The organism is Lactobacillus crispatus (assembly GCF_018987235.1).
GTDB lineage: Bacteria > Bacillota > Bacilli > Lactobacillales > Lactobacillaceae > Lactobacillus > Lactobacillus crispatus.
Genome location: NZ_CP072197.1, coordinates 1415870 through 1436021, shown reverse-complemented (window position 1 = coordinate 1436021; position 20152 = coordinate 1415870). Strand labels below are relative to the sequence as shown.

Here is a 20152-nt window from a genome sequence, read left to right as displayed (position 1 = left end):
TGAAGGGGTAATGATAGTGATTTATTTTGATAATAGTGCAACAACGAAGATAGATCCACAAGTATTGGATACTTACAATAAAGTAGCAACTAATATTTGGGGCAATCCTTCGAGTTTGCATAAGATGGGTGATCGTGCACACCAATTGCTTGAGGCGTCACGTAAACAAATTGCTGATTTGCTGGGGACTAAGCAGCATGAAATTTTCTTCACTTCTGGTGGAACAGAATCAAATAATGCCGCAATTAAGGGGACTGCAATTCAAAAGCGTGAATTTGGTAAGCATATTATCACTTCTAGCGTGGAACATGCATCTGTAGCCAATAGTTTTAACGCGTTAGAGAATTTGGGTTGGCGCGTTACCAGATTGCCAGTTGATAAGGAAGGCCGAGTTAACGTTAATGACTTAAGAAACGCGATTGATTCTGATACAACTTTGGTTTCAATCATGGGCGTTAATAACGAAATTGGCACCATTCAACCAATTGATGAAATTAGCGATTTGCTTGAAAATTATCCAACGATTCAGTTCCATGTTGATAACGTTCAGGCACTTGGCAAAAATATTTGGGATAAGGTTTTTACACCAAGAGTAGACCTCTCGAGCTTATCTGCACATAAGTTCCATGCACCACGTGGTATAGGTATTTTATATAAAAAAGAGGGCAAGATGCTCACACCTTTACATGATGGTGGTGGCCAAGAAAAGGGCCTGCGTTCAGGTACTGAAAACTTACCAGCAATTGCGGGAATGGCTAAGGCAATTCGTTTGCTTTTAGAAAATGAACCAGAAAAAGCACAGCGTGAAGCAGAAATTAAGGCTAAAATTGTTGATTATCTAAAAGATAAACCGGGGATTGATATTTTTTCACCAGTAAGCGATGGCTTTGCACCACATATTCTTTGCTTTGCTTTAGAGGGAATTCGGGGCGAAACTTTGGTTCATACGCTAGAAGATCAAGATATCTATACTTCAACAACTTCTGCTTGTGCGTCAAAGACGGCAGATGAGGCTAGCACCTTGGTTTCTATGCGAATTGATGATAAGATTGCTACTAGTGCAATTCGTTTAAGTTTTGATGAGACGAATACGCTTCAAGAAGCGGATGAATTTATTAAGGTCTTTGATAAGATTTATAATCATTTTGCTAAAATTAATCATTTGGGAGAAAATTAATGGAATACACAGAAGTTATGGTTCGCTATGGCGAGCTTTCAACTAAGGGGAAGAACAGAAAGGACTTCATCAATCGCTTAGCAAGTAACGTTGAAAAAGTTCTTAAGGATTTCCCACAAATTGAATTTCATCCTCGTCATGATAGGATGCACATTGTCCTGAATGGCGCATCATTCAAGGATGTTGACCAACGTCTGAAGAAGGTATTTGGAATTCAAACTTACTCACCAGCAATTAAGATTCCTAAGACTCTTGAAGATATTGAAAAGACTTCTTTGGAATTGATGCAAGAGACTTTTAAGCCAGGGATGACCTTTAAGGTTAATACTAAGCGTAGTGACCACAAGTTTGAATACGACACTAATCAATTGAATAATCTGGTTGGTGACTACTTGTTTGATCATATGGATGGCTTGAAGGCTGAAATGAAGCATCCTGATTTGGTCTTGAGAATTGAAGTTCGTCAAGATGCCGTTTATATTTCCAATCAATTGCTTCATGGTGTTGGCGGGATGCCCGTTGGTACTGCTGGTAAGGCTGTCATGATGCTTAGTGGTGGGATTGACTCACCAGTTGCTTCATGGCTGGCATTGAAGCGCGGAGTAGATATTGAAATGGTTCACTTCTTTAGTCCACCTTACACTACTGAAAAGGCCTTGGCTAAGGCTAAGGAATTGACTGGTATTTTGGCAAACTACGCTGGTAAGATTAATTTTATTGCTGTGCCATTTGCGGAAATTCAGGAAACGATCAAGGAAAAGTTGCCAGAAGGCTACTTGATGACTGTGCAACGTCGTTTTATGTTGCAATTAGCTGACCGCATTCGTGCTCAACGTGGTGGCCTAGCCATCTTTAATGGTGAGTCAGTTGGTCAAGTTGCTTCTCAGACTTTGCAATCAATGGTGGCCATTAATGATGTAACAACGACTCCAGTTATTCGTCCAGTTGCGACAATGGATAAGACGGAGATTATTGCCAAGGCTGAAGAGATTGGTACCTTTGATTTATCAATTCAACCATTTGAAGATTGTTGTACTATTTTTGCTCCGCCACGTCCTAAGACTAAGCCAAAGTTGGAAAAAGCGCGTGAATATGAAGCTCGTCTTGACGTTGAAGGCCTGATTGAAAGGGCAATGGCTGGTATTGAGATTACGCCAATTTATCCAAATGAAAAGTTTTTGGATGATAAGGCTCAGGAAGATAAAGATTTATTGTAAGAAAAAAGAATTGCATTTCTTAAGCTGTTTAGCTTAGGGGATGCAATTCTTTTATTTGTCCTAATAAAAATAGTCATTTACGAAGATTTCAAGATTTTTGTATCAACTATCTATATTTTAAATATGGAATAAATATTGTTAACAAGGGAGAAATTATTAGGATGAATAAAAAGATTAAAGTTACTAGTGTTGCTGCTTTAGCATTAACAAGTTTAGTATTGTCAAATGTAAATTTGAGTAATGAAGTTAGCTTTAAAGAAGTAATTGATTTTTAGATAACAAAGCAAAGAACATTAACCACAAATGGCTAATGCTCTTTTTGCCTGTTCACTGATAAATTTGTTAAAAATGATCAATTAGCTATGTAAACCGAGAATTTATTAAACAAAGGGGTTAATTATGTTAGTAGGCGAACGTTTAAAAGAAGTCCGTAAATCTTTGAAGTTAAATAAAACGCAGATGGTATCTGGTACTATTAGTCGATCTTTTTACTCTCGAGTTGAAAAAAATGAAAACATGATTAACGCCAGAGATTTGATGGAAATTATGTATTCCCATGAAGTGCCGATGGTTAAATTTTGCCAAGGATTAGGCAATACTCGGCCTCAAATTTATGCTTATCATGAGAGAATTTTATATGCTTATTTAAAAAAGGATGTAGATGTTCTGAATGATATTTATCATAAAGGTAATTTTGCAGATCTGAGAATTAAAAGTTTTATTATTCTGCTAATTTCTAAGCTTGAAGGGCAAACTGAAGAGGCAAAGAAGATAATACAGCAAGATCCGAGCTACAATTGTTTGCAGGGGAATAACTGGAATGAAGAAAATCTCTGGTTTACTTTTTTTATCTTAGATCTTTATGATTTTAACCAAGTTCGAAATTTGATTGATATGTTTTTCAATAAGTATCATGCCAAAAATGTAGATGAATATACGATGCGTTTGGTGTCTAGAATTTTAGTTAAATATTTAGATCTTTGTTTTAAGCAAGGTAAAAGAAATAATGAGATGAATCAGGCAATCAAGTTTTTGAAGCTTTTACCAAACAAGGTTGAATTTGGAATCTATAAGATTCTAGCAACTTATTACGAAGAATTATTAGATAATAATTTTGAGAATGCTCAGTTGATTGCTGATCTTCTGCAAGATGAAGATTTGGATTATGAGAATGTATCTGATAAATAATTGTGCAAATATGAAGAAAAGGCTGTATTTTTTCAATAAAGAGATACAATAAGACAGAATTTAAAGTTATTTAGAAAGTGTAAGAACTGATGAAGAAGATTTTTAAATGCGGCTTAATAGTGGCAGGGATGCTCGCATTGGCTCCAATTGGCATGACAGCCGTCAACACGCCAACGCCTGTTTATGCTGCACAAAAGATTTATGGCATGGGGAAAATGTATACAATCCCTAAGAGTTTGCGTGGGACTTGGTATTCTAAATCTAGAAAGGTTAGAATTACTGCTCATACTTATAATGGTAAAACTGTTTATCATCAAAATACGAAGGCTATTCCAGAAAGAATCTGGAATCCAAGTAATAAGGCACAGATGCGAGAACAGAATCGTTTGATACATGCAACTAGAAACAAACTAGCGGGTTACTATACTAATCGTGCTGGTGGTAAGTACTTCACTGTTGCTCCTTGGATTGGTTTTGAAGAGTGGGACATGTTTAAAGCTAAGACTATGAAGGTTAATGGCAAGACCGTTAAGTATCTTGATTATTCTAATGGCTATACAGGTACTAAGTTCTTCAAGAGTAGAAGTTTAGCTAGGAAGTATGAAACTGTCAAATCTTTTGTGTAAATAGATCTTTCTCGTAAATTGATTTTTTAATTATTTATTTAATCAAAGTAGGATTCTAAGGTGTCCTGAACCTGACCAAAGCCTTTATGAATTCGATTGAAATAACGGTCATTGTAGCTCATTGCCTGGATGCCAATAAATGCATCAAGCGACTGTTCAGTTGGAAATTCTGCCTTAGGCTTAGCTTTACGCTTGATGACGTTGTTAAAGGATTCAATCATATTGGTTGAATAAATTGAAGCTCTGATTTGTTTGGGATAATTGTAGAAGACTAGCAGATCGGGCTCAATTTCCTTCAAACCTTTGATGACATGGCTATAAGCTTTATTCCATTTGGCATAGAATTTGTGCAAGACAGCTGCAGCTTCTTTTTTGCTTGTCTGTTGATGTATCTGCTTGAATTCGTTCATGATCTTTTCACGATCGTCGACGCGTACTTTAGCGCAGATATTGCGCATGACATGAACCAGGCAGCGTTGAAAATGAGCTTTAGGATAAGTCCTGGCCAAGGCTGTTTTCATGCCAACAACACCATCAGAAAGAAAAAGCTCAACTTGCTTCAAGCCTCTGGACTTCATGTTTTGAAGCATCTCTGTCCAAACTTCAATGTTCTCACTAGGAGCAATGCAGTAGTCAATGACTTCCTTATGTCCATTAGGTTTAATGCCAATGGCAATATATACTGCTTCACGCTCAAACGTTTCTCGGCGCAAAGGAAGGTATGTCGCATCCAAATAGACACAGAAAAACTTGTCGCTTAGCTTGCGCTTGTGATAAGCCTCAATCTTGGGGAGCATCTGCTTGGAAATATTTGATACTTGAGCTGGACTATAATGACTGCCATACATTTTCTCAATCAAGTCAGCGATTTCTCTGGTAGTTACGCCTTTGGAGTATAGCTTGATAATCGTGCTTTCCAAAACATCAGAGTGCTGCTTGTAGTCAGGCAGCGTGTGCTGATGAAACTGACCGTTGCGGTCTCGAGGCACTTGCACTTCAATTGGTCCAAACTGGGTATCAACCTTGCGGAAATAAGCACCATTTCTAGAATTGCCAGTATTCCAGCCATTTCTGGCATAGGGATCATAGCCTAGAAAGGCAGTCAACTCAGCTTCTAGCAAGTTATTAACAGCCTGTTGTAGCTCTTTGCGCAATAAATCATTTATTTTGTCTGGATTGAATAGAGCTTGAGCAAAATCTTTGGTAAAATCATTCATGAAGGAGTTCTTCTTTCTGTATGTGTTTTTTTGTTCAAACCAATCATACGAGAAAGGAACTCCTTTTTCTAATGTTTAAAGAAATAAATTTAAGGAATCATTCATCCTTACACAAACTATTTTACAGTCTCATAGATTGTCTAATTCTAATGAAAAAGAAAATTAAGATAATAATTGTTGATAATATTATTTAAATCTTGCAATAGTTTGTCCCTTCAAGGGACAAGAAAGGATTAATTTATGAGAAAGAAAAATCTTTTAGCGTTAATCAGCGCTGCATTGCTTGCAAGCGCTCCAATTGTACCAGTTGTGATGAGTGCAAACTCAGTTCAAATAGTCAAGGCTGATACATTAACTCCTGATGAACTAATGGAGTCATACTACAAATCATATAATCAAGATGATCCGCTCGTTAAGTTAAGCAAAAAGACGCCATATATTACTGCTTATGCTGGTGAAACTGTAGATAGTCTTACTAAGAGAAGAGTTAAAGATGTGACTTCAAATTATGGTCGAGTTTCTAAATTAACACAATTCAATGTATATAAAGCTTTTGATAATGGTACTCCGGATTTAAACGCTAGAGTAAGTAAAAACGATAAGCTGAAAGCTAATGAAAATTATGTAGCAATTTTAAGCTATTCTCTAACTGGACTAAAAGATAGTGAAGATTACTTTGCTTTTAAACAAGATTATGATTCAAATGATGACTTAGATTGGTACGGTGCTTATAATGATCAAGATAATGCTGCTAGCATTATTGTTCCATTAAATGTTCAGCCTGCTTCAGTTAAAGCTAAGTCTAGTACCAAAGGTTATATCAATGTAAGACGCAACCATAAAGTGAGAACATATACTTCAAGTGGTCGCTTCAGTCACCGATATGTGTATGGTCATTATACTTATAGTTTTTCTGCTAAAAAGAACATTAAGCATCATGGTATTTGCTATAAGCTTTCAGGTAAGAACCAGTATGTTCCAGTAAGTAAAGTAACTTTAAGATAATAAACTATTATTTAATAAAGAGGATCTAAGTTTCAACTATATTTAGAGCCTTTTTGTATTATAGTTTACATGCTAATTAATGTCATTGAAATATGGAAGTAAGTATGAAAAAAATATCAGTTTTATTAATAGCTGTAGTAGCTTTAGGCCTTACTGCTTGTGGCGCGAATAAGTCTACTACGAAAGCTAAGAATAGAAGCGATAAAAATAAAGCATCTCTTGTGGTGCACAAACATAAGGCTAAGGGAACTTTATCCGCTAATGATATCAGTCCTCAAGAAAATGTAGCCTTGATTACTGTGTATGCGGCTAATAAATATCGCGGTGCATGGCAAAGTACATTGCAAAATGCTGAACATAGTAGCTTAAATGTGTCTTTGATCAAGCGAGACGATAGTTCAAATTATCGCGGTCAAGGTTATATTTATGAAGTGAATGCTGGAAAAGATTTGCAAACGCATTATACTTTGCAAGGTGATGGTAGCAGCCAGAAAATCTTTTTGTATCAGGGAGGACATTATCTTGGTGCTGCTACAGTTGAGGAAATTGTTCAATTTTTGAATAAGTTAAATTCTGATTCAGAAATTAGTCGCTTGCAAAAGAAGGTAACGATTGATGGCTCTTCGTCAAGTAATGCGAGTGATGCTGATGAATCTAAATCTGATGATACAAAGACTAATAAGTCTGATATTCCTGGGGATGCTGGTATTTTCACAGTTCCAGCAAGTTATCGCGGTGTTTGGTACAGCAGTGATTCTAAAGTAGAATTAACGGCGCATAGTATGGTCGCGGATGGTGAAAAGACTGAGCTTCATCATCAATCTGCTAATTTTAGTGAGAAGCAAAGACAAAATCGTGATATCCAGAATAAAACAATGCACATTGCGGCAGCTAATATGACTAACATTAATGGCTTTAGTGGCATTTATACAGCAGGTTGGTGTCAAAATGCTGGTGAAAAGACAGTATATGCTCTCCATCAAGAAAAAGGTCAGCCTGTTTTGCTGGAAATTGGGACAGCTGGTGGTTTGCATGATATTATGTGGCGCAGTCCGCAACTTGCTAGGAAATATGCTCATACCAAATTTGCCGATCTACGTAAATTAGGTGGCATTGCAGCAGAGTAAATTTTGATCTTTAGAATAATTAATCGCGCGCAAGCGTGCATAAAAACGGTCGAAAGTGAAATCGACCGTTTTTTTGCGCGTGAAAGAGTATAATTATAAATAAATAGTTTAGAAACGGTGATCTAAATGAGAGAAACCAAAAATTTAGAATTTAAAGAGAAATTGACGAATACTTTTCTAAAAACGGTTAGTGCATTTGCAAATTATGGCAGTGGCAAAATTAAATTTGGAATAAAGGATGATGGATCAATCGTTGGTGTGAAAAATCCAGTTGAATTTTGTTTAAATGTTGAAAATAAAATCAACGATTCGATCAAACCAAATCCAGATTATAATTTAGAAATTGATCCTAAAACTAATGTGGTTACTTTAACAGTAAAGCAAGGAGTTAATCCTCCATATTTATACAAATCAAAGGCCTATAAGAGTAATGACAGTGCTTCGATCGAAGTGGACCGATCTGAATTATCACAGTTAATCTTAATTGGTGAAAATAGAACCTATGATAGTTTAACCGCGATGAACCAAAATTTGTCATTTAACATTTTAGAAGAAGCATTAAAAGAAAAGATAGGAATTAAAAGTTTAACATCTGATATATTGATTACGCTTAATTTAGAGCATAAGGATACTAGTTACACTAACGCCGGTGAGCTTTTGGCAGACAAAAATAATTATCGTGGAATTGATATTGTTCGGTTTGGTGAAAGCATTAATATTATGCTTGATCGAGCAAGTTATGAGCATGAATCTATTCTTAAAGAGTATAAGCAAGCAATTCAAAAATATCGTCAATATTATCAACATGAAGAAATACAGGGAGCAACGCGAAATATTGTAAGTCAGATTCCAGAAGAAGCTTTTCGTGAGGCAATAGCCAATGCCTTAGTTCATCGAGTTTGGAACATTAACTCGCAAATTAAAATTTCTATGTATGATGATAGAATTGAAGTAGTATTTCCAGGTGGATTGCCACAAGGACTTAGCAAAGAAGAATATCTTTCAGGTCAGATTTCCATTTTGCGTAATCCAATTATTGCTAATGTTTTCTTTAGGTTAGGATTAATTGAGCAATTTGGTACAGGTGTAAGAAGAATAAATGATTCTTATAGAAGTAGTTTGGTTCAACCGCAGTTTAAAATTTTTGATAATTCGATAAAGATAATATTGCCAGTTTTAAAGTTTATTACGGACGATCTGTCTAATGATGAAAAGAAAGTATATCAAATAATTCATGAAGGTGCGGATACTACGAAGCAAATTAGCCAAATGAGTAAGTTTGGTAGGACGAAAGTTTTGAAGATTTTGCGGCAACTAGAAAAACAAGGTTATATTAGAAGAATGGGTGAAGGCAGAGCTACAAAATATATTTTAAGCAAATAATCGCGCGCAAAACGCGCGTAAAAACGGTCGATTTTGTTTTCGACCGTTTTTGATTAGTGTCGCAATTCGAAATTGGGTTAACTTTCTTATATAATTAATATTAATCAACACATAAGAACGAAAGAAAGACATAATGCGCATAGACAAATATTTAGCCAATATGAATGTTGGATCACGAAAAGAAGTACACCAATTAATTAAGCAGGGAATTGTTGCAGTTAATGGCACGACTGTTAAAACGCCAAAGCAGCAAGTTAAAGAAAGCGATCAGGTCACTGTTAACGGAGATGCTGTTGCTTATCAAAAATATCATTATTTCTTATTGAATAAACCTAAAGGTGTTTTGTCAGCGACGGAAGACCGCAGTCAGCCAACAGTGATTTCCATACTGGCGCCGCAAGATCGCTATCAAGGAATCGTACCCGTTGGTCGTTTGGACAAGGATACTACTGGCTTGCTCCTTTTGACGAATGATGGTCAGTTGAATCATGAATTGCTTGCACCTGGTAAGCATGTTGATAAAGTTTATCGTGCTGAAATTGCTGGTGTAGCTAATGATACGACTGTTAAAACTTTTGCTTCAGGAATGACACTAGGCGATGGGACCAAACTGCAGCCAGCAGAATTGAAGATATTATCCCAGGATGAAGAGCACGATAGGTCTACAACTGAAATTAAAATTCGTGAAGGTAAATATCACCAGATCAAGCGTATGTTTGGTGCGGTAGGGATGAAAGTCGTTGAGCTAGAGCGAATTTCGATGGGAAAGTTAACCTTGCCTGCTAACTTAAAGCGGGGAGAATATCTGGAATTGAAGTTGGAAGATATAATAAAGTGATGGCAAAGATCAAAGAATTCAATGAAGATCCGGAATGGAGTGATTATATCATGGATTACGAAGAGAAAATACTGGAGCGAGAACAAGACGCGCGTGAGGAAGGCTTGATAAAAGGGCGTGAGGAAGGTAAAGAAGAAGGCTTCAAAGAAGGCATAGTATACGGGATTCACAATTTGATTACCATAATGCGAGATTACGGTGAGAATAATCAGAGAATTCTTCAACGGCTTAAACAGAAGTACGGCTCTGATTTTACTGATGAGCAATTAGAAAATTTCTTGAAACAAAATTAAAACATCGAAATTAATGGCAATAATTCCTTATTTAGAAATTCTAAATGAGGGTATTTTTCTATTTAAAGTTTTAACTTTAATAATGAAAACGTAGAGCTTAAAAACAATGATATAATTAAGACCATATTAGTTAAATATGTTGAAATCCAGGACCTCTTGTCTGGATTTTTTATTAGGAATAATTATGGAAAAAATCAAAACAGCAATCTATTCAGAAGATTTTGTTCAATTAGTAAAGTATGTTCTAATTGGCGTATTAGGGCTAGTCGTTGATTTTGGAATTTATACAATTTTGACGCATTTCAAGATGAATGTTGAAATAGCTAACATTATTTCGTCTACCTGCGGGATCATCAATAACTTTTTATGGAATTCTTATACTAACTTTAAAGTTCATGATCGCATGATATTAAGATTTATTTCTTATTTTATCGTTGGTCAGATTACCACGGTATTTACTACGGTTTCCCTATTTATTTTCGTTACTAAATTGGGTTATCCGCACTTAATCGTTAAAATAGTAGCAACTTTTGTAGCAACCTTAATTCAATTTGTAATTAATAAAGTAGTTACTTTTAGAAAAGCTAAGAAAGAAGAAATCTAATGGAAAAATTATCAATTGTGGTTCCTTGTTTTAATGAACAAGAAACAATTCCACTTTTTTATCCAACAGTGCAAAAAGTATTAGCTAAAATGCCCAAAGTGACGCCCGAATATTGGTTTGTAGATGATGGCTCCAATGATAACACACTGACCGAATTGAAAAAATTGCATGAGCAGGACAAACATGTTCACTATATTTCTTTTTCTCGTAACTTTGGTAAGGAATCCGCTATCTATGCGGGCCTATCAGCTGCAACGGGAGATTATATTGTCTTAATGGATGTAGATTTACAGGATCCACCGGAGCTATTGCCGAAAATGTACAAAATTTTGCAAACTGGTGAATATGATGCAGTTGGCTGCAGACGAGTAGATCGTAAAGGGGAAGGTAAGTTTAAGTCTTTCTTGAGCAATCAATTTTATAAGGTGATTAATCGCATTTCTAAAGTGGAAATTGTTTCAGGCGTACGCGACTATCGCATGATGACCAGGCAGATGGTTAACGCAGTTTTATCAATGAAAGAATACAGCCGCTTTTCTAAAGGTATTTTTGCTTGGGTTGGTTTTAAGACTAAGTATCTTGAGTACCACAATGTCGAGCGCGTAGCTGGTGAAACTGATTGGACGACTCACAAATTATTCAAATATGCGTTGGGCGGGATTGCTGATTTTTCTCAAGCACCGCTTAACTTAGCTGTTTGGATTGGGACAACTTCATTCATTTTGTCAATTATTGGTCTCCTGGTTGTGATTGTTCGTAAACTAATAGTTCCTGGTTCTAGTATTTTGGGTTGGGCCAGCACAATTTCAATTATTTTATTGATTGGTGGCTTGCAGCTTTTGTGTATCGGAATTATTGGCCGTTATATTGGTAAAATCTATTTACAAGTTAAAGAACGACCAATTTATATTGTGAAGGAAGAGAAATGAGAAAGAGCCGTAAATTGTTGAATGTCTGGGATATAATTCTCAGACGTTTTTGTTTGTAAATTTTAATTTCTCACAAAAAAAGCGTGCTTTTTTGCGTAATAAATGGTGAGGGATAATTCTGTCCTACTATTTATGAAAGAGGTGCGCGATGAAAAATACGCATACATCACGATTCATGAAAAGCAATACCAAAGTCATTTTGTATCATGGAAGCAATCAGGCTGTTTATCAGCCTCGTATAAATAAAAATGTTTTTACAACTGATTTTGGTAATGGCTTTTATGTGACTGCTAATCGTAGACAAGCAGAAAAATGGGCAAAGCGTAAGGCTAGATATTCAGGTCAACCGACATTAAATAGATATGTATTCGATGCTGATCAACCCGACTTGAAAATATTAGTTTACCAAGCAGATATTGATTGGATTAAGTTTGTCATTCAAAATAGAATGAATAATATAAAAGATAATTCTGATATCGTCATTGGCCCAACAGCAGATGGTAAACTTTTTTCTGTTGTTAATTGCTGGAAACATGGTAATCTAGATTTAGATGAGGCTCTGCTAAAATTAAAACCGAGTGTTTATTCGGAGCAGTATTGTTTCAAGACAGAAAGAGCTCTCAAAGCTTTAACGTTCATAGATAAGGAGTTGGTTAGATGATTCCCGAAATTAGTGAAAAGCAATTTCATCAGCAACTAGCTGAAGCAATTAGCGACTTAATTGCTAAGAGATTAAACATTTATCCTAAGCAGGCTCTAAATTTATTTGAGAAGTCACGTGTTTATAAGGATTTAATGAATTCAGATGATGAATTTGATCAAATGATGCCAGCTGATTTTTTTGATTTGTGGCAAAATGAGCGTTTAGTCGGTGTACCAGTTAGTTCGGCCGATATTGCTAACGGATTATTGAAAGATAAGAAGTACAAATGATTATCTTATTGCTCGGAATGGAGTGATTATATCATGGACTACGAAGAGAAAATACTGGAGCGAGAACAAGACGCTCGTGAGGAAGGATTGGTAAAAGGGCGTGAAGAGGGGCTTAAACGAGGTGTCAAAATTTTAGTTTCTTCACTTAAAAGAGCTGGTAATACCAAGCAAGAGATCATGAATCTCCTTGAACAAAATTACGGTTCTGATTTTACCGATGAACAATTAGAAAACTTCCTGAATTGTCAAATTAAGTGCAACAGTTAGGCTATGAGGAAATATATTGCTTGAAGAGTTCTTCTGCTGTGTGATATTGAAGGATTCGACGATGTTTGCGGTTAATGGCATCAGTTGCCTGTTGAACATAAGCAGCTGACTTATCTTTCATGCTTTTGCCTTTAGGGAAGAATTGACGCAGAAGTCCATTGCAGTTCTCATTGGTGCCTCTTTCCCATGGAGAATATGGGTGGGCGAAGTAGATCTGGCAGCCTTTGATCTTGGTCATATCCGCAAACTCAGAGCCATTGTCAAACGTGATCGATTTAAACCAGGCAGGATGTCTGTCAATCTCATTTTGAAGCAGCCTTTGGCATGTGCTTGCCCGATAGTCAGGAATCTTGATAACTACTTCAAAGCGTGTGGTTCTTTCGGTCAAAGTCATTAAAGCAGGCTGATTCTTGCGTCTGACGCCTTTAACCAGATCTCCTTCCCAGTGCAGCGGCGTTTTTCTGTCTTCAATCTCTTTAGGACGCTGTTCAATGGAATTGCCAAGATTCTTCTTGTGCAAAGCATGACCGCTCTGGCCGTGATGACGCTTGTTCCTGCGTCTTTTGAGCTTCATAGGCAGATCAATATTGCTTATGTCCAGCAAGCCCTGATCAATATAGCGATAGACAGTTGGTGTGCTGGGACAAGGGTAGCCTGGCATAGTCCTTTTGAATTCACCAACGAATTCATCGATGCTGGTGGCATCAAATTTAGCTTTGAAGCGTCTGGAGAGCATTCTCAAAAAGACAGCATAATGCTTCAATGGATTGCGCTGATAGCAGTTTTTGCGACGCTTCTCATAATAAAGCTGTGCAGTATCAGCGTAATAGTGCTCATACAATAAATAGCTGCTGTCTCTTTGCAGGACGCTTCCGCGTTTGATTTCGCGACTGATTGTCGACTTATGGCAGCCGACTTCTTGAGCGATAACAGTACGGGAAGTTATGCCGGAATCCAGCATTGCTTGAATTTGTCCACGTTGTACGCTGGTTAATTGATGATAGTGCTTAGAAATGCTAGAATTTGAATTGGTCATGAAGATCTTCCTTTCTTGATTTTTCGTCACTTCAAGTTTAGGTCTTCATGGCCTTTTTGTTTAACACTTGGTGTTGCACTTCAATTTTAAATCCGGGAATTAGAAAACTTCCTAAAAGAAAGTTAAAATAGCTTGCCAACTACCTACTTGATATGGTTTAATTATGTACAAGTAAATAGGGAGTAATCGGCATAAATTGTATTTACGGCGTCAGAACGAAATTTATTTTCCGCTGTAAGTTTAAATGATGAGACTATTGACTAAACAGTGTTTTAGCCAGTAGTCTCTATTTTTTTGCTTAAATTACTGCTATGAAAAACATATGCAAATGTATTCCTCGATTTAGATTTGAATACGTTTTGGACTTTCGTGCATTTTATTCTTCTTACCAACGTCTTCATCGGTTTTCCGATATTCCAACTTGGGAGTAATCGTATTGACCGACTCTTTTGGCTTCTTTATCGGACGTAGCCTCGCCCGTAATCTTTATTTATAATGCTTTATTTAATTCTGGATGTTTTATCAAAATTGTTAAGTTGAGCATGGCGTTTTCGTCACGATCAACCTTTTTATTATAGTTAGGGCAGTTTGGATTATAACAAATAAATTCGTTATGTTTAGTGCCGTGCTTTTTATTACCGTAAAGGGTGATCTTTTCATCACCTTTTTTGACTAATCCACAAACTGCGCACCTTTGAGTTGAAGGATACAGTTTATTGGCTACGATTAGTTTCTTGCCATACCATTCACATTTATAAGATAAAACCTGCCTAAACTTGCCAAACATTGATCTGTGCATTCCTTTTGAGGCAACATGGCTCATCATCATCTTTTTGACATCTAAGTCTTCAATGACAATCGAATCATAATTATCAACCAGCATAGTGGTAAATTTTTGCATTAAGTCATTTTGGATATTTGAAGCACGCTGATATGCCGCTTGAAGCTTGGTTTTCGTCTTCAAGTACTTTTTGCTTTGCATTGCTTGTTCTTTTCCATTGACTTCACGTTTTCTAGCTAACAGTCTTTGATAATGCTTTATTTTTTCATAAGTTTGCTCAAGCTTTTTAGGCAGAATGCTTTTATTTCCGCCAAGATAGTTGAAATGACCCACATTGAGATCAACTCCTGTTGCCTTGCCGGTATCAGCTTTCTTAATTATTTTGCGCTTTGGAATCTTATATGGAATAGACACAAAATAACATCCATTTTCACGATAAAAGCTCATGACTCCAGTAGGATAATTCATTGGCTTTTCTGACAGAATAAGCGGCTCCCAATCTTTCTTTAAGCCTTGTGGCTTTTCCAAGAACAGCCGGCCATCAATCAGCTTGGCCTGATCGCTCTTAAAGCCTTGTCTTGGGGCACGCTTAGATTTAAAGTGAGGCTTGCCCCAATCAGGCTGGGCTTTATCGAAAAAGCTCTTCCAAACTTTGCCCAAGTCTTGTACTGCTAGTTGAAGCAAGTGAGCAGAATAGGTGAACTGCCAATCTTCTTTGTCTTCAACCAGCCTGTCACGAACTAAGCGCCAATTAGGACTAGGATTTAAATGAACATCTTTTTGGATGATCTTTAGCTTGTTGCTTCTCTTATTCTTTTTAGGAGTGAAAGTAGTATAGCAGATCTTGTCATAGATTTGATGCGCTGAATACAAGTCATTCCATAAAGCCAAAGCTTGATTCCAACAATATCTGCGGTAGTCGCAATTGCGGTCTAAGATGTTTTTCATTGCTTTGCTTGCAAACACCTCATAGCTGCGGGTTTTAATATAATAATCAGACATAATTTCACCGCCTTTCTCTTTATTCATAGACCTATTTTTTCTTTAAAGCAGGGTCGTCTTGTATCTTTTTCTTGTATCTTCTTAAGCCGTACAAGCGACAAGAAAAGACATGGATAATACTTATCAAGTCGTCAACCATTTCCTTATCTGGCGAGGTATCTTCGTTGTTAAGCACAATTATCTTGCAGTTGTGCCAAGAGCAGAATTCTTGAAAGAACTTAAAGCCAAATCTGATAAACCGATCTTCATAAGTAACGTAGATTTCTTTAATTCTGTTTTGATCCACTTCCTTGACCAGCTTAAGCCATTTAGGACGCTTATAATTCAGTCCTGACCCAATATCAGATATAAATTCATCTGCAATAATACCTTTGGCATTAATAAACTGCCTTAAGAAGGCTATCTGATCCTGCAAATCATCTTTTTGACCATTAGAAGAAACTCTTGCATAGGCGACAGTTTTTCGATGATCAACTTTGTCATGTCTAATGCCTAGATAAGCGTCAAGCTCTGATTGATAGTAAAAGCGTCTATTGTTCTCGGTTCTGTGCGCTTTTAGCTTACCAGCACGATCCCAGCTTTGAAGGGTAAAAGGGGCTTTGCCAACATAAGCAGCAGCTTCTTTTAAATACATAATTCGATTAGAATAGTCAGTCATAAAAAATAATCTCACCGCCTTACGATGAGATTATATCACATATTAACAAGCTATAGTAACACTTTATAATATATTATCTTTGATTAGTTATTTCTCTTATGTTTAGGGAGGGCTTTACATGGAATACTATCGTCAGAAAAAAGACGAGATAGCTAAAGAGTTAAATACCGATTTAAAGCAGGGGCTGAGCGCTAAAGAGGCTCAAGAGAAATTAGCTCAAGTTGGTCCAAATGCTTTAGTTGAAGGAAAGAAGAAAAGTACTTTTCAGGTCTTTTTAGAACAATTTAAAGACTTAATGGTGATCATCCTAATTATCGCGGCAATAATTTCTGCTTTTACGGGCAGTCTGGAAAGTACGTTGGTAATTATTGTTGTATTGATTCTGAATGCGATTTTGGGTACGGTACAACATGTTAAGGCGGAAAAGTCGCTAGAATCGCTAAAATCATTATCTGCGCCAACAGCTAAAGTTTTACGTAATGGCCAAAAAATGGAGATTGAGGCCAAGGACCTGGTACCTGGCGACATTCTTTTGTTAGAAGCAGGGGATTTAGTTACTGCAGATGGTCGAATTTTAGAAAATTATTCTCTGCAAGTCAACGAAAGTTCATTAACTGGTGAATCGACTAATGTTGACAAGTTGGACACTGATTTTGAAAAAGAAGTGCCGCTAGCTGATCGGGTTAACATGGTTTACTCCAGTTCCTTAGTAACTTATGGGCGTGCTACGGTTGTGGTAACGGCAACGGGGATGCAGACTGAAATTGGTAAGATTGCTTCCTTGATGAATGAAACTAAGGAACGTCGCACTCCGCTGCAAGTATCACTTGACCAGTTTTCATCACGATTGGCTACTGCTATTTTAATCTTGTGTGCTGTGATCTTTGGTATTCAAATGTGGCGTGGTCAACCGCTGCTTGATTCACTGCTATTTGCAGTAGCTTTAGCTGTTGCTGCAATTCCTGAAGCCTTGAGCTCTATCGTAACTATTGTGCAAGCAATGGGTACGCAAAAAATGGCTAAAGAAAATGCTATTATTAAAAACTTGGCAGCCGTAGAATCTTTAGGGTCTGTATCAGTAATTTGTTCAGATAAGACTGGTACGTTAACTCAAAATAAGATGACTGTTGAGGACATCTATATTGGTGGTAAAGTTTTAAAGCCAAATGAGCTGGATTTGAGTAATCAACTTCACCGCTACTTGCTTTATGATGTAGTGCTTAACAACGATGCAAGTTTGTCCGAAGATAAGGCAATTGGTGATCCGACTGAGTCAGCCTTGCTGGAAATGTATCGTCAAGTGCCCGGGATTGACTTAGGTAATGGTGTTTTAGGCTTATCAGAACAAGAATTACGCGAACATTCTAAGCGTCTGGAAGAAGTACCATTTGACTCAGATCGTAAGCTGATGAGTACTAAGCATTTGATTCATACTGTACCAACTATTTTTGTTAAAGGTGCAATTGATGTGCTCTTGAAACGCTGTGTCAATATTCGTTTCGGCGATGAAATTCGTCCAATGACTGAAGAAGATTGTAAAGAAATTTTGGCACAAAACAATTACTTTTCAGAAAATGGTTTGCGTGTTTTGGCTTTTGCTTATAAAGAAAGTGATGAAGAGCTTTCTACTGAAGCAGAAGATGGTTTGACTTTCATTGGTCTTGTTTCAGAAATGGATCCACCACGTGAAGAAAGTGTAGCTGCAGTTGCTCGTGCTAAGGAAGCCGGGATTAGGACTGTGATGATTACTGGTGACCATAAGGTGACTGCCGTTGCAATTGCCAAGAAAATTGGTATTTTCAATGAAGGTGACATGGCTTTAACTGGCCTTGAATTAGATGCTTTGAGCGATGAAGAACTTGATCAAAACATTGAGAAGATTTCGGTTTATGCTCGTGTATCGCCTGAAAACAAGATCAGAATTGTTAATGCATGGCAGAGAAAAGATCGTATCGTATCAATGACTGGTGACGGTGTTAACGATGCCCCAGCCTTGAAGAAGGCCGATGTTGGTGTCGCGATGGGGATTACTGGTACTGAAGTATCTAAAGATGCTGCCAGCATGATTTTGGCCGATGATAATTTTGCCACAATTATCAAAGCTGTTGCTAACGGTAGAACAGTTTATGAAAATATTAAAAACGCTATTGGCTACTTGTTATCAGGTAACCTTTCTGCGATTATCACTGTTTTATTTGCTTCACTTGCTGGCTTACCAGTGCCATTTGTAGCGGTTCAATTGCTTTTCATTAACTTAGTAACTGATTCACTTCCAGCTCTTGCAATTGGGATGGAGCCAGGTGATCCAGACATTTTGAAACGTAAGCCACGTGATCCTAAGGCAGGAATTTTGAATAAACCTTTTGTGAGTCAAATTACTATTCAAGGTTTGATCATTTCAATAAGTGTTATTGCAGCATTCTTGATTGGCTTAAAGGATAATCCTGCTGTGGCTACTACTATGGCCTTTTCAACTTTGACTTTTGCTAGATTGTTGCATGGTTTCAATTGTCGTTCACAACACAGCATCTTTAAGATTGGTTTTAAGAATAACTGGTACAGCTTAGCTGCCTTTGCTTTAGGTACCGCTTTGCTCGCCTTAATTTTATTCGTGCCAGGATTGCACAGCTTATTTGCTGTAACACCATTGACCGGTCAAGAAGTATTATGGATTGCTGGTTTAGCATTGATTCCAACTATTTTAATTCAAGCTGTTAAGATAGTTAGAAAATAATTTGATAAAATTTTAAGACGCTTATTGAGGCGTCTTTTTTGTTATGATACAATTGAACGTATGTTTGAATAATAAAAATAGAAAGTAAGAATTATGCGAAAAATATTAGGTAATCTTGGTTCAGATGAACGTCATACGTTTCAGGCTGAATTTGGAAAATATGGTTATAAAAGATATTACGACAAAAGTCGTGGCGATTTGTATAGTCCAACTATGGTAGTAAGAAATGTGCGAATTGTTGATGATCCAGAGAATCCTAAGATGGTGACTGATCATCTTTGGTTAAATTTGACTAAAGGATTTGCAAACTTGGGCTTGCTTGAGACGGGTGATCTTATCCAATTTAATGGGCGCGTGTCACAATACAATAAAGGTTTTATCAATAAAGACAAGGTTGACTACGAATTAACCTATCCTAGCAAGGTCCAGTTATTGGTAGATAAAAAGACGCAGCCATTGCCTGAAGATCATAGAGCTCAAATAGGAATGATAATGAATCTTAACTATAAGTTTTACTTGAATAATCAACGTCCTCTTGTAGCATATTTCATGGATGGTTTTGCACAATGGCAAAAAGCTCAGGATGCTCCGCTACCAATTGAATGTCACAAAGGTACAGATTATGAAAACTTCAATAGTTATGACTCATTAGATTATAGTGCTGAAAAGGAGAAGCTTGAGAAGAATAAGGCTGAAAAACAGAAAGATCTTGAGCAAAAAAGAGAAGCAGGACTGAAAATTTTGAAAGAACATCCTGATTTAGTTAAAGACATTGTTGCGTTGGGTAAAGAACTAGAGCAAAAATCTCAAGATGGCAAACAACATGCATCTGAAAAATATTGTTATATTTCTAATGGCAAGTTAAGAGTTGTGACTGTGAAATATCAGTTAGGCAAATCTGAAACAGATGATATTAGGCAGGCTTTAACTACTGATTGGTTCCATGAAAAATTTAATGGGAAGGAAGAAAAGCAGCTTTCTCCATTAGAGCAGCTTGCTGGCAAGTTTAATAGAGGATTGTAAAAAATGGATGTAGACACCTGTAGTGACTCGCATTTTTAATAGAATTGTATCTTACGGGTCTTCCGGATGGGCATTCTCACTTTGCTGTTTTTGATAAAGATTGCGATAAGAAGC

General features: G+C 36.8%; 20 protein-coding genes. 16 read left to right on the top strand and 4 right to left on the bottom strand.

Annotated features, from left to right (window positions below; genetic code table 11):
• The first annotated feature begins 16 nt into the window (after nt 1-16).
• From J6L97_RS06935 to J6L97_RS06920, 4 genes are all read left to right on the top strand, one after another.
• Nucleotides 17-1177: a cysteine desulfurase family protein gene (locus J6L97_RS06935; RefSeq protein WP_035443061.1), complete on the top strand. Its 1161-nt coding sequence runs from the start codon at nt 17-19 to the stop codon at nt 1175-1177.
• A complete protein-coding gene (gene thiI, locus J6L97_RS06930) occupies nt 1177-2394 on the top strand; it encodes a tRNA uracil 4-sulfurtransferase ThiI (RefSeq protein WP_054832946.1) in 1218 nt (405 codons plus the stop codon). Before J6L97_RS06935 ends, thiI begins: the two co-directional genes overlap by 1 nt.
• 399 nt (nt 2395-2793) lie before the next feature.
• Nucleotides 2794-3582, top strand: coding sequence for a helix-turn-helix domain-containing protein (locus J6L97_RS06925; protein ID WP_057726893.1), 789 nt, complete (start codon nt 2794-2796; stop codon nt 3580-3582).
• A gap of 89 nt (nt 3583-3671) precedes the next feature.
• On the top strand, nt 3672-4208 hold the full coding sequence (locus J6L97_RS06920; RefSeq protein ID WP_057726892.1) for a hypothetical protein: 537 nt from the start codon (nt 3672-3674) through the stop codon (nt 4206-4208).
• A 38-nt stretch (nt 4209-4246) separates the two neighbouring features.
• Here the strand turns inward: J6L97_RS06920 and J6L97_RS06915 are convergent, their stop codons facing one another.
• Complete coding sequence (locus J6L97_RS06915; RefSeq protein ID WP_005728142.1) at nt 4247-5425, bottom strand: IS256 family transposase; 1179 nt, start codon at nt 5423-5425, stop codon at nt 4247-4249.
• 240 nt (nt 5426-5665) lie between these two features.
• Between J6L97_RS06915 and J6L97_RS06910 the strand changes: the two genes are divergently transcribed.
• The 10 genes from J6L97_RS06910 to J6L97_RS06865 all read left to right on the top strand — a co-directional run bounded on the left by J6L97_RS06910 (nt 5666) and on the right by J6L97_RS06865 (nt 12804).
• Nucleotides 5666-6430 (top strand): hypothetical protein, encoded by a 765-nt coding sequence (locus J6L97_RS06910; protein ID WP_054833024.1) that lies wholly within the window; start codon nt 5666-5668, stop codon nt 6428-6430.
• 104 nt (nt 6431-6534) lie between these two features.
• Nucleotides 6535-7557 carry a hypothetical protein gene (locus tag J6L97_RS06905; RefSeq protein ID WP_057727021.1) on the top strand — a complete coding sequence of 341 codons (1023 nt, stop codon included), beginning with the start codon at nt 6535-6537 and terminating at the stop codon, nt 7555-7557.
• A gap of 126 nt (nt 7558-7683) precedes the next feature.
• Complete coding sequence (locus J6L97_RS06900) at nt 7684-8940, top strand: ATP-binding protein (RefSeq protein WP_054833025.1); 1257 nt, start codon at nt 7684-7686, stop codon at nt 8938-8940.
• A gap of 133 nt (nt 8941-9073) precedes the next feature.
• On the top strand, nt 9074-9778 hold the full coding sequence (locus tag J6L97_RS06895; RefSeq protein ID WP_054833026.1) for a pseudouridine synthase: 705 nt from the start codon (nt 9074-9076) through the stop codon (nt 9776-9778).
• A complete protein-coding gene (locus J6L97_RS06890; protein ID WP_223845443.1) occupies nt 9778-10071 on the top strand; it encodes a hypothetical protein in 294 nt (97 codons plus the stop codon). Before J6L97_RS06895 ends, J6L97_RS06890 begins: the two co-directional genes overlap by 1 nt.
• Nucleotides 10072-10255: 184 nt before the next feature.
• A complete protein-coding gene (locus J6L97_RS06885; protein WP_005718806.1) occupies nt 10256-10675 on the top strand; it encodes a GtrA family protein in 420 nt (139 codons plus the stop codon).
• Entirely contained in the window at nt 10675-11604 is a 930-nt protein-coding gene (locus tag J6L97_RS06880) for a glycosyltransferase family 2 protein (protein ID WP_057727022.1), read from the top strand. The genes J6L97_RS06885 and J6L97_RS06880 overlap by 1 nt, the downstream gene beginning before the upstream one ends.
• A gap of 148 nt (nt 11605-11752) precedes the next feature.
• The gene (locus J6L97_RS06875) at nt 11753-12265 is read left to right on the top strand and encodes a DUF3990 domain-containing protein (protein ID WP_005727083.1); all 513 of its coding nucleotides are present in this window, start codon (nt 11753-11755) and stop codon (nt 12263-12265) included.
• Nucleotides 12262-12537 carry a hypothetical protein gene (locus J6L97_RS06870; RefSeq protein ID WP_005718809.1) on the top strand — a complete coding sequence of 92 codons (276 nt, stop codon included), beginning with the start codon at nt 12262-12264 and terminating at the stop codon, nt 12535-12537. Before J6L97_RS06875 ends, J6L97_RS06870 begins: the two co-directional genes overlap by 4 nt.
• A 33-nt stretch (nt 12538-12570) precedes the next feature.
• Entirely contained in the window at nt 12571-12804 is a 234-nt protein-coding gene (locus J6L97_RS06865) for a hypothetical protein (RefSeq protein ID WP_057727023.1), read from the top strand.
• Between the two features lies 1 nt (nt 12805).
• Here the strand turns inward: J6L97_RS06865 and J6L97_RS06860 are convergent, their stop codons facing one another.
• The 3 genes from J6L97_RS06860 to J6L97_RS06850 form a co-directional block, all read right to left on the bottom strand.
• Nucleotides 12806-13840, bottom strand: a complete 1035-nt coding sequence (locus tag J6L97_RS06860) for an IS30 family transposase (RefSeq protein WP_123811765.1) — start codon at nt 13838-13840, stop codon at nt 12806-12808.
• Between the two features lie 490 nt (nt 13841-14330).
• Nucleotides 14331-15650: an RNA-guided endonuclease InsQ/TnpB family protein gene (locus J6L97_RS06855; protein ID WP_081036403.1), complete on the bottom strand. Its 1320-nt coding sequence runs from the start codon at nt 15648-15650 to the stop codon at nt 14331-14333.
• Between the two features lie 4 nt (nt 15651-15654).
• Nucleotides 15655-16281: an IS607 family transposase gene (locus J6L97_RS06850; protein ID WP_081036402.1), complete on the bottom strand. Its 627-nt coding sequence runs from the start codon at nt 16279-16281 to the stop codon at nt 15655-15657.
• 118 nt (nt 16282-16399) lie between these two features.
• Between J6L97_RS06850 and J6L97_RS06845 the strand changes: the two genes are divergently transcribed.
• Nucleotides 16400-19015 carry a cation-translocating P-type ATPase gene (locus J6L97_RS06845; RefSeq protein WP_057726439.1) on the top strand — a complete coding sequence of 872 codons (2616 nt, stop codon included), beginning with the start codon at nt 16400-16402 and terminating at the stop codon, nt 19013-19015.
• A 93-nt stretch (nt 19016-19108) separates the two neighbouring features.
• On the top strand, nt 19109-20038 hold the full coding sequence (locus J6L97_RS06840; RefSeq protein ID WP_057726437.1) for a hypothetical protein: 930 nt from the start codon (nt 19109-19111) through the stop codon (nt 20036-20038).
• The last annotated feature ends 114 nt before the right edge of the window (nt 20039-20152 follow it).

Bases quoted from the DNA above. Each gene is read 5' to 3' on its own strand.
- J6L97_RS06855 (WP_081036403.1), bottom strand. From the start codon at position 15,650: ATGAATAAAGAGAAAGGCGGTGAAATTATGTCTGATTATTATATTAAA.
- J6L97_RS06850 (WP_081036402.1), bottom strand. From the start codon at position 16,281: ATGACTGACTATTCTAATCGAATTATGTATTTAAAAGAAGCTGCTGCT.
- J6L97_RS06890 (WP_223845443.1), top strand. From the start codon at position 9,778: ATGGCAAAGATCAAAGAATTCAATGAAGATCCGGAATGGAGTGATTAT.
- J6L97_RS06870 (WP_005718809.1), top strand. From the start codon at position 12,262: ATGATTCCCGAAATTAGTGAAAAGCAATTTCATCAGCAACTAGCTGAA.
- J6L97_RS06875 (WP_005727083.1), top strand. From the start codon at position 11,753: ATGAAAAATACGCATACATCACGATTCATGAAAAGCAATACCAAAGTC.
- thiI (WP_054832946.1), top strand. From the start codon at position 1,177: ATGGAATACACAGAAGTTATGGTTCGCTATGGCGAGCTTTCAACTAAG.
- J6L97_RS06900 (WP_054833025.1), top strand. From the start codon at position 7,684: ATGAGAGAAACCAAAAATTTAGAATTTAAAGAGAAATTGACGAATACT.
- J6L97_RS06865 (WP_057727023.1), top strand. From the start codon at position 12,571: ATGGACTACGAAGAGAAAATACTGGAGCGAGAACAAGACGCTCGTGAG.
- J6L97_RS06905 (WP_057727021.1), top strand. From the start codon at position 6,535: ATGAAAAAAATATCAGTTTTATTAATAGCTGTAGTAGCTTTAGGCCTT.
- J6L97_RS06910 (WP_054833024.1), top strand. From the start codon at position 5,666: ATGAGAAAGAAAAATCTTTTAGCGTTAATCAGCGCTGCATTGCTTGCA.
- J6L97_RS06860 (WP_123811765.1), bottom strand. From the start codon at position 13,840: ATGACCAATTCAAATTCTAGCATTTCTAAGCACTATCATCAATTAACC.
- J6L97_RS06840 (WP_057726437.1), top strand. From the start codon at position 19,109: ATGCGAAAAATATTAGGTAATCTTGGTTCAGATGAACGTCATACGTTT.
- J6L97_RS06845 (WP_057726439.1), top strand. From the start codon at position 16,400: ATGGAATACTATCGTCAGAAAAAAGACGAGATAGCTAAAGAGTTAAAT.
- J6L97_RS06880 (WP_057727022.1), top strand. From the start codon at position 10,675: ATGGAAAAATTATCAATTGTGGTTCCTTGTTTTAATGAACAAGAAACA.
- J6L97_RS06915 (WP_005728142.1), bottom strand. From the start codon at position 5,425: ATGAATGATTTTACCAAAGATTTTGCTCAAGCTCTATTCAATCCAGAC.
- J6L97_RS06895 (WP_054833026.1), top strand. From the start codon at position 9,074: ATGCGCATAGACAAATATTTAGCCAATATGAATGTTGGATCACGAAAA.
- J6L97_RS06885 (WP_005718806.1), top strand. From the start codon at position 10,256: ATGGAAAAAATCAAAACAGCAATCTATTCAGAAGATTTTGTTCAATTA.
- J6L97_RS06925 (WP_057726893.1), top strand. From the start codon at position 2,794: ATGTTAGTAGGCGAACGTTTAAAAGAAGTCCGTAAATCTTTGAAGTTA.
- J6L97_RS06920 (WP_057726892.1), top strand. From the start codon at position 3,672: ATGAAGAAGATTTTTAAATGCGGCTTAATAGTGGCAGGGATGCTCGCA.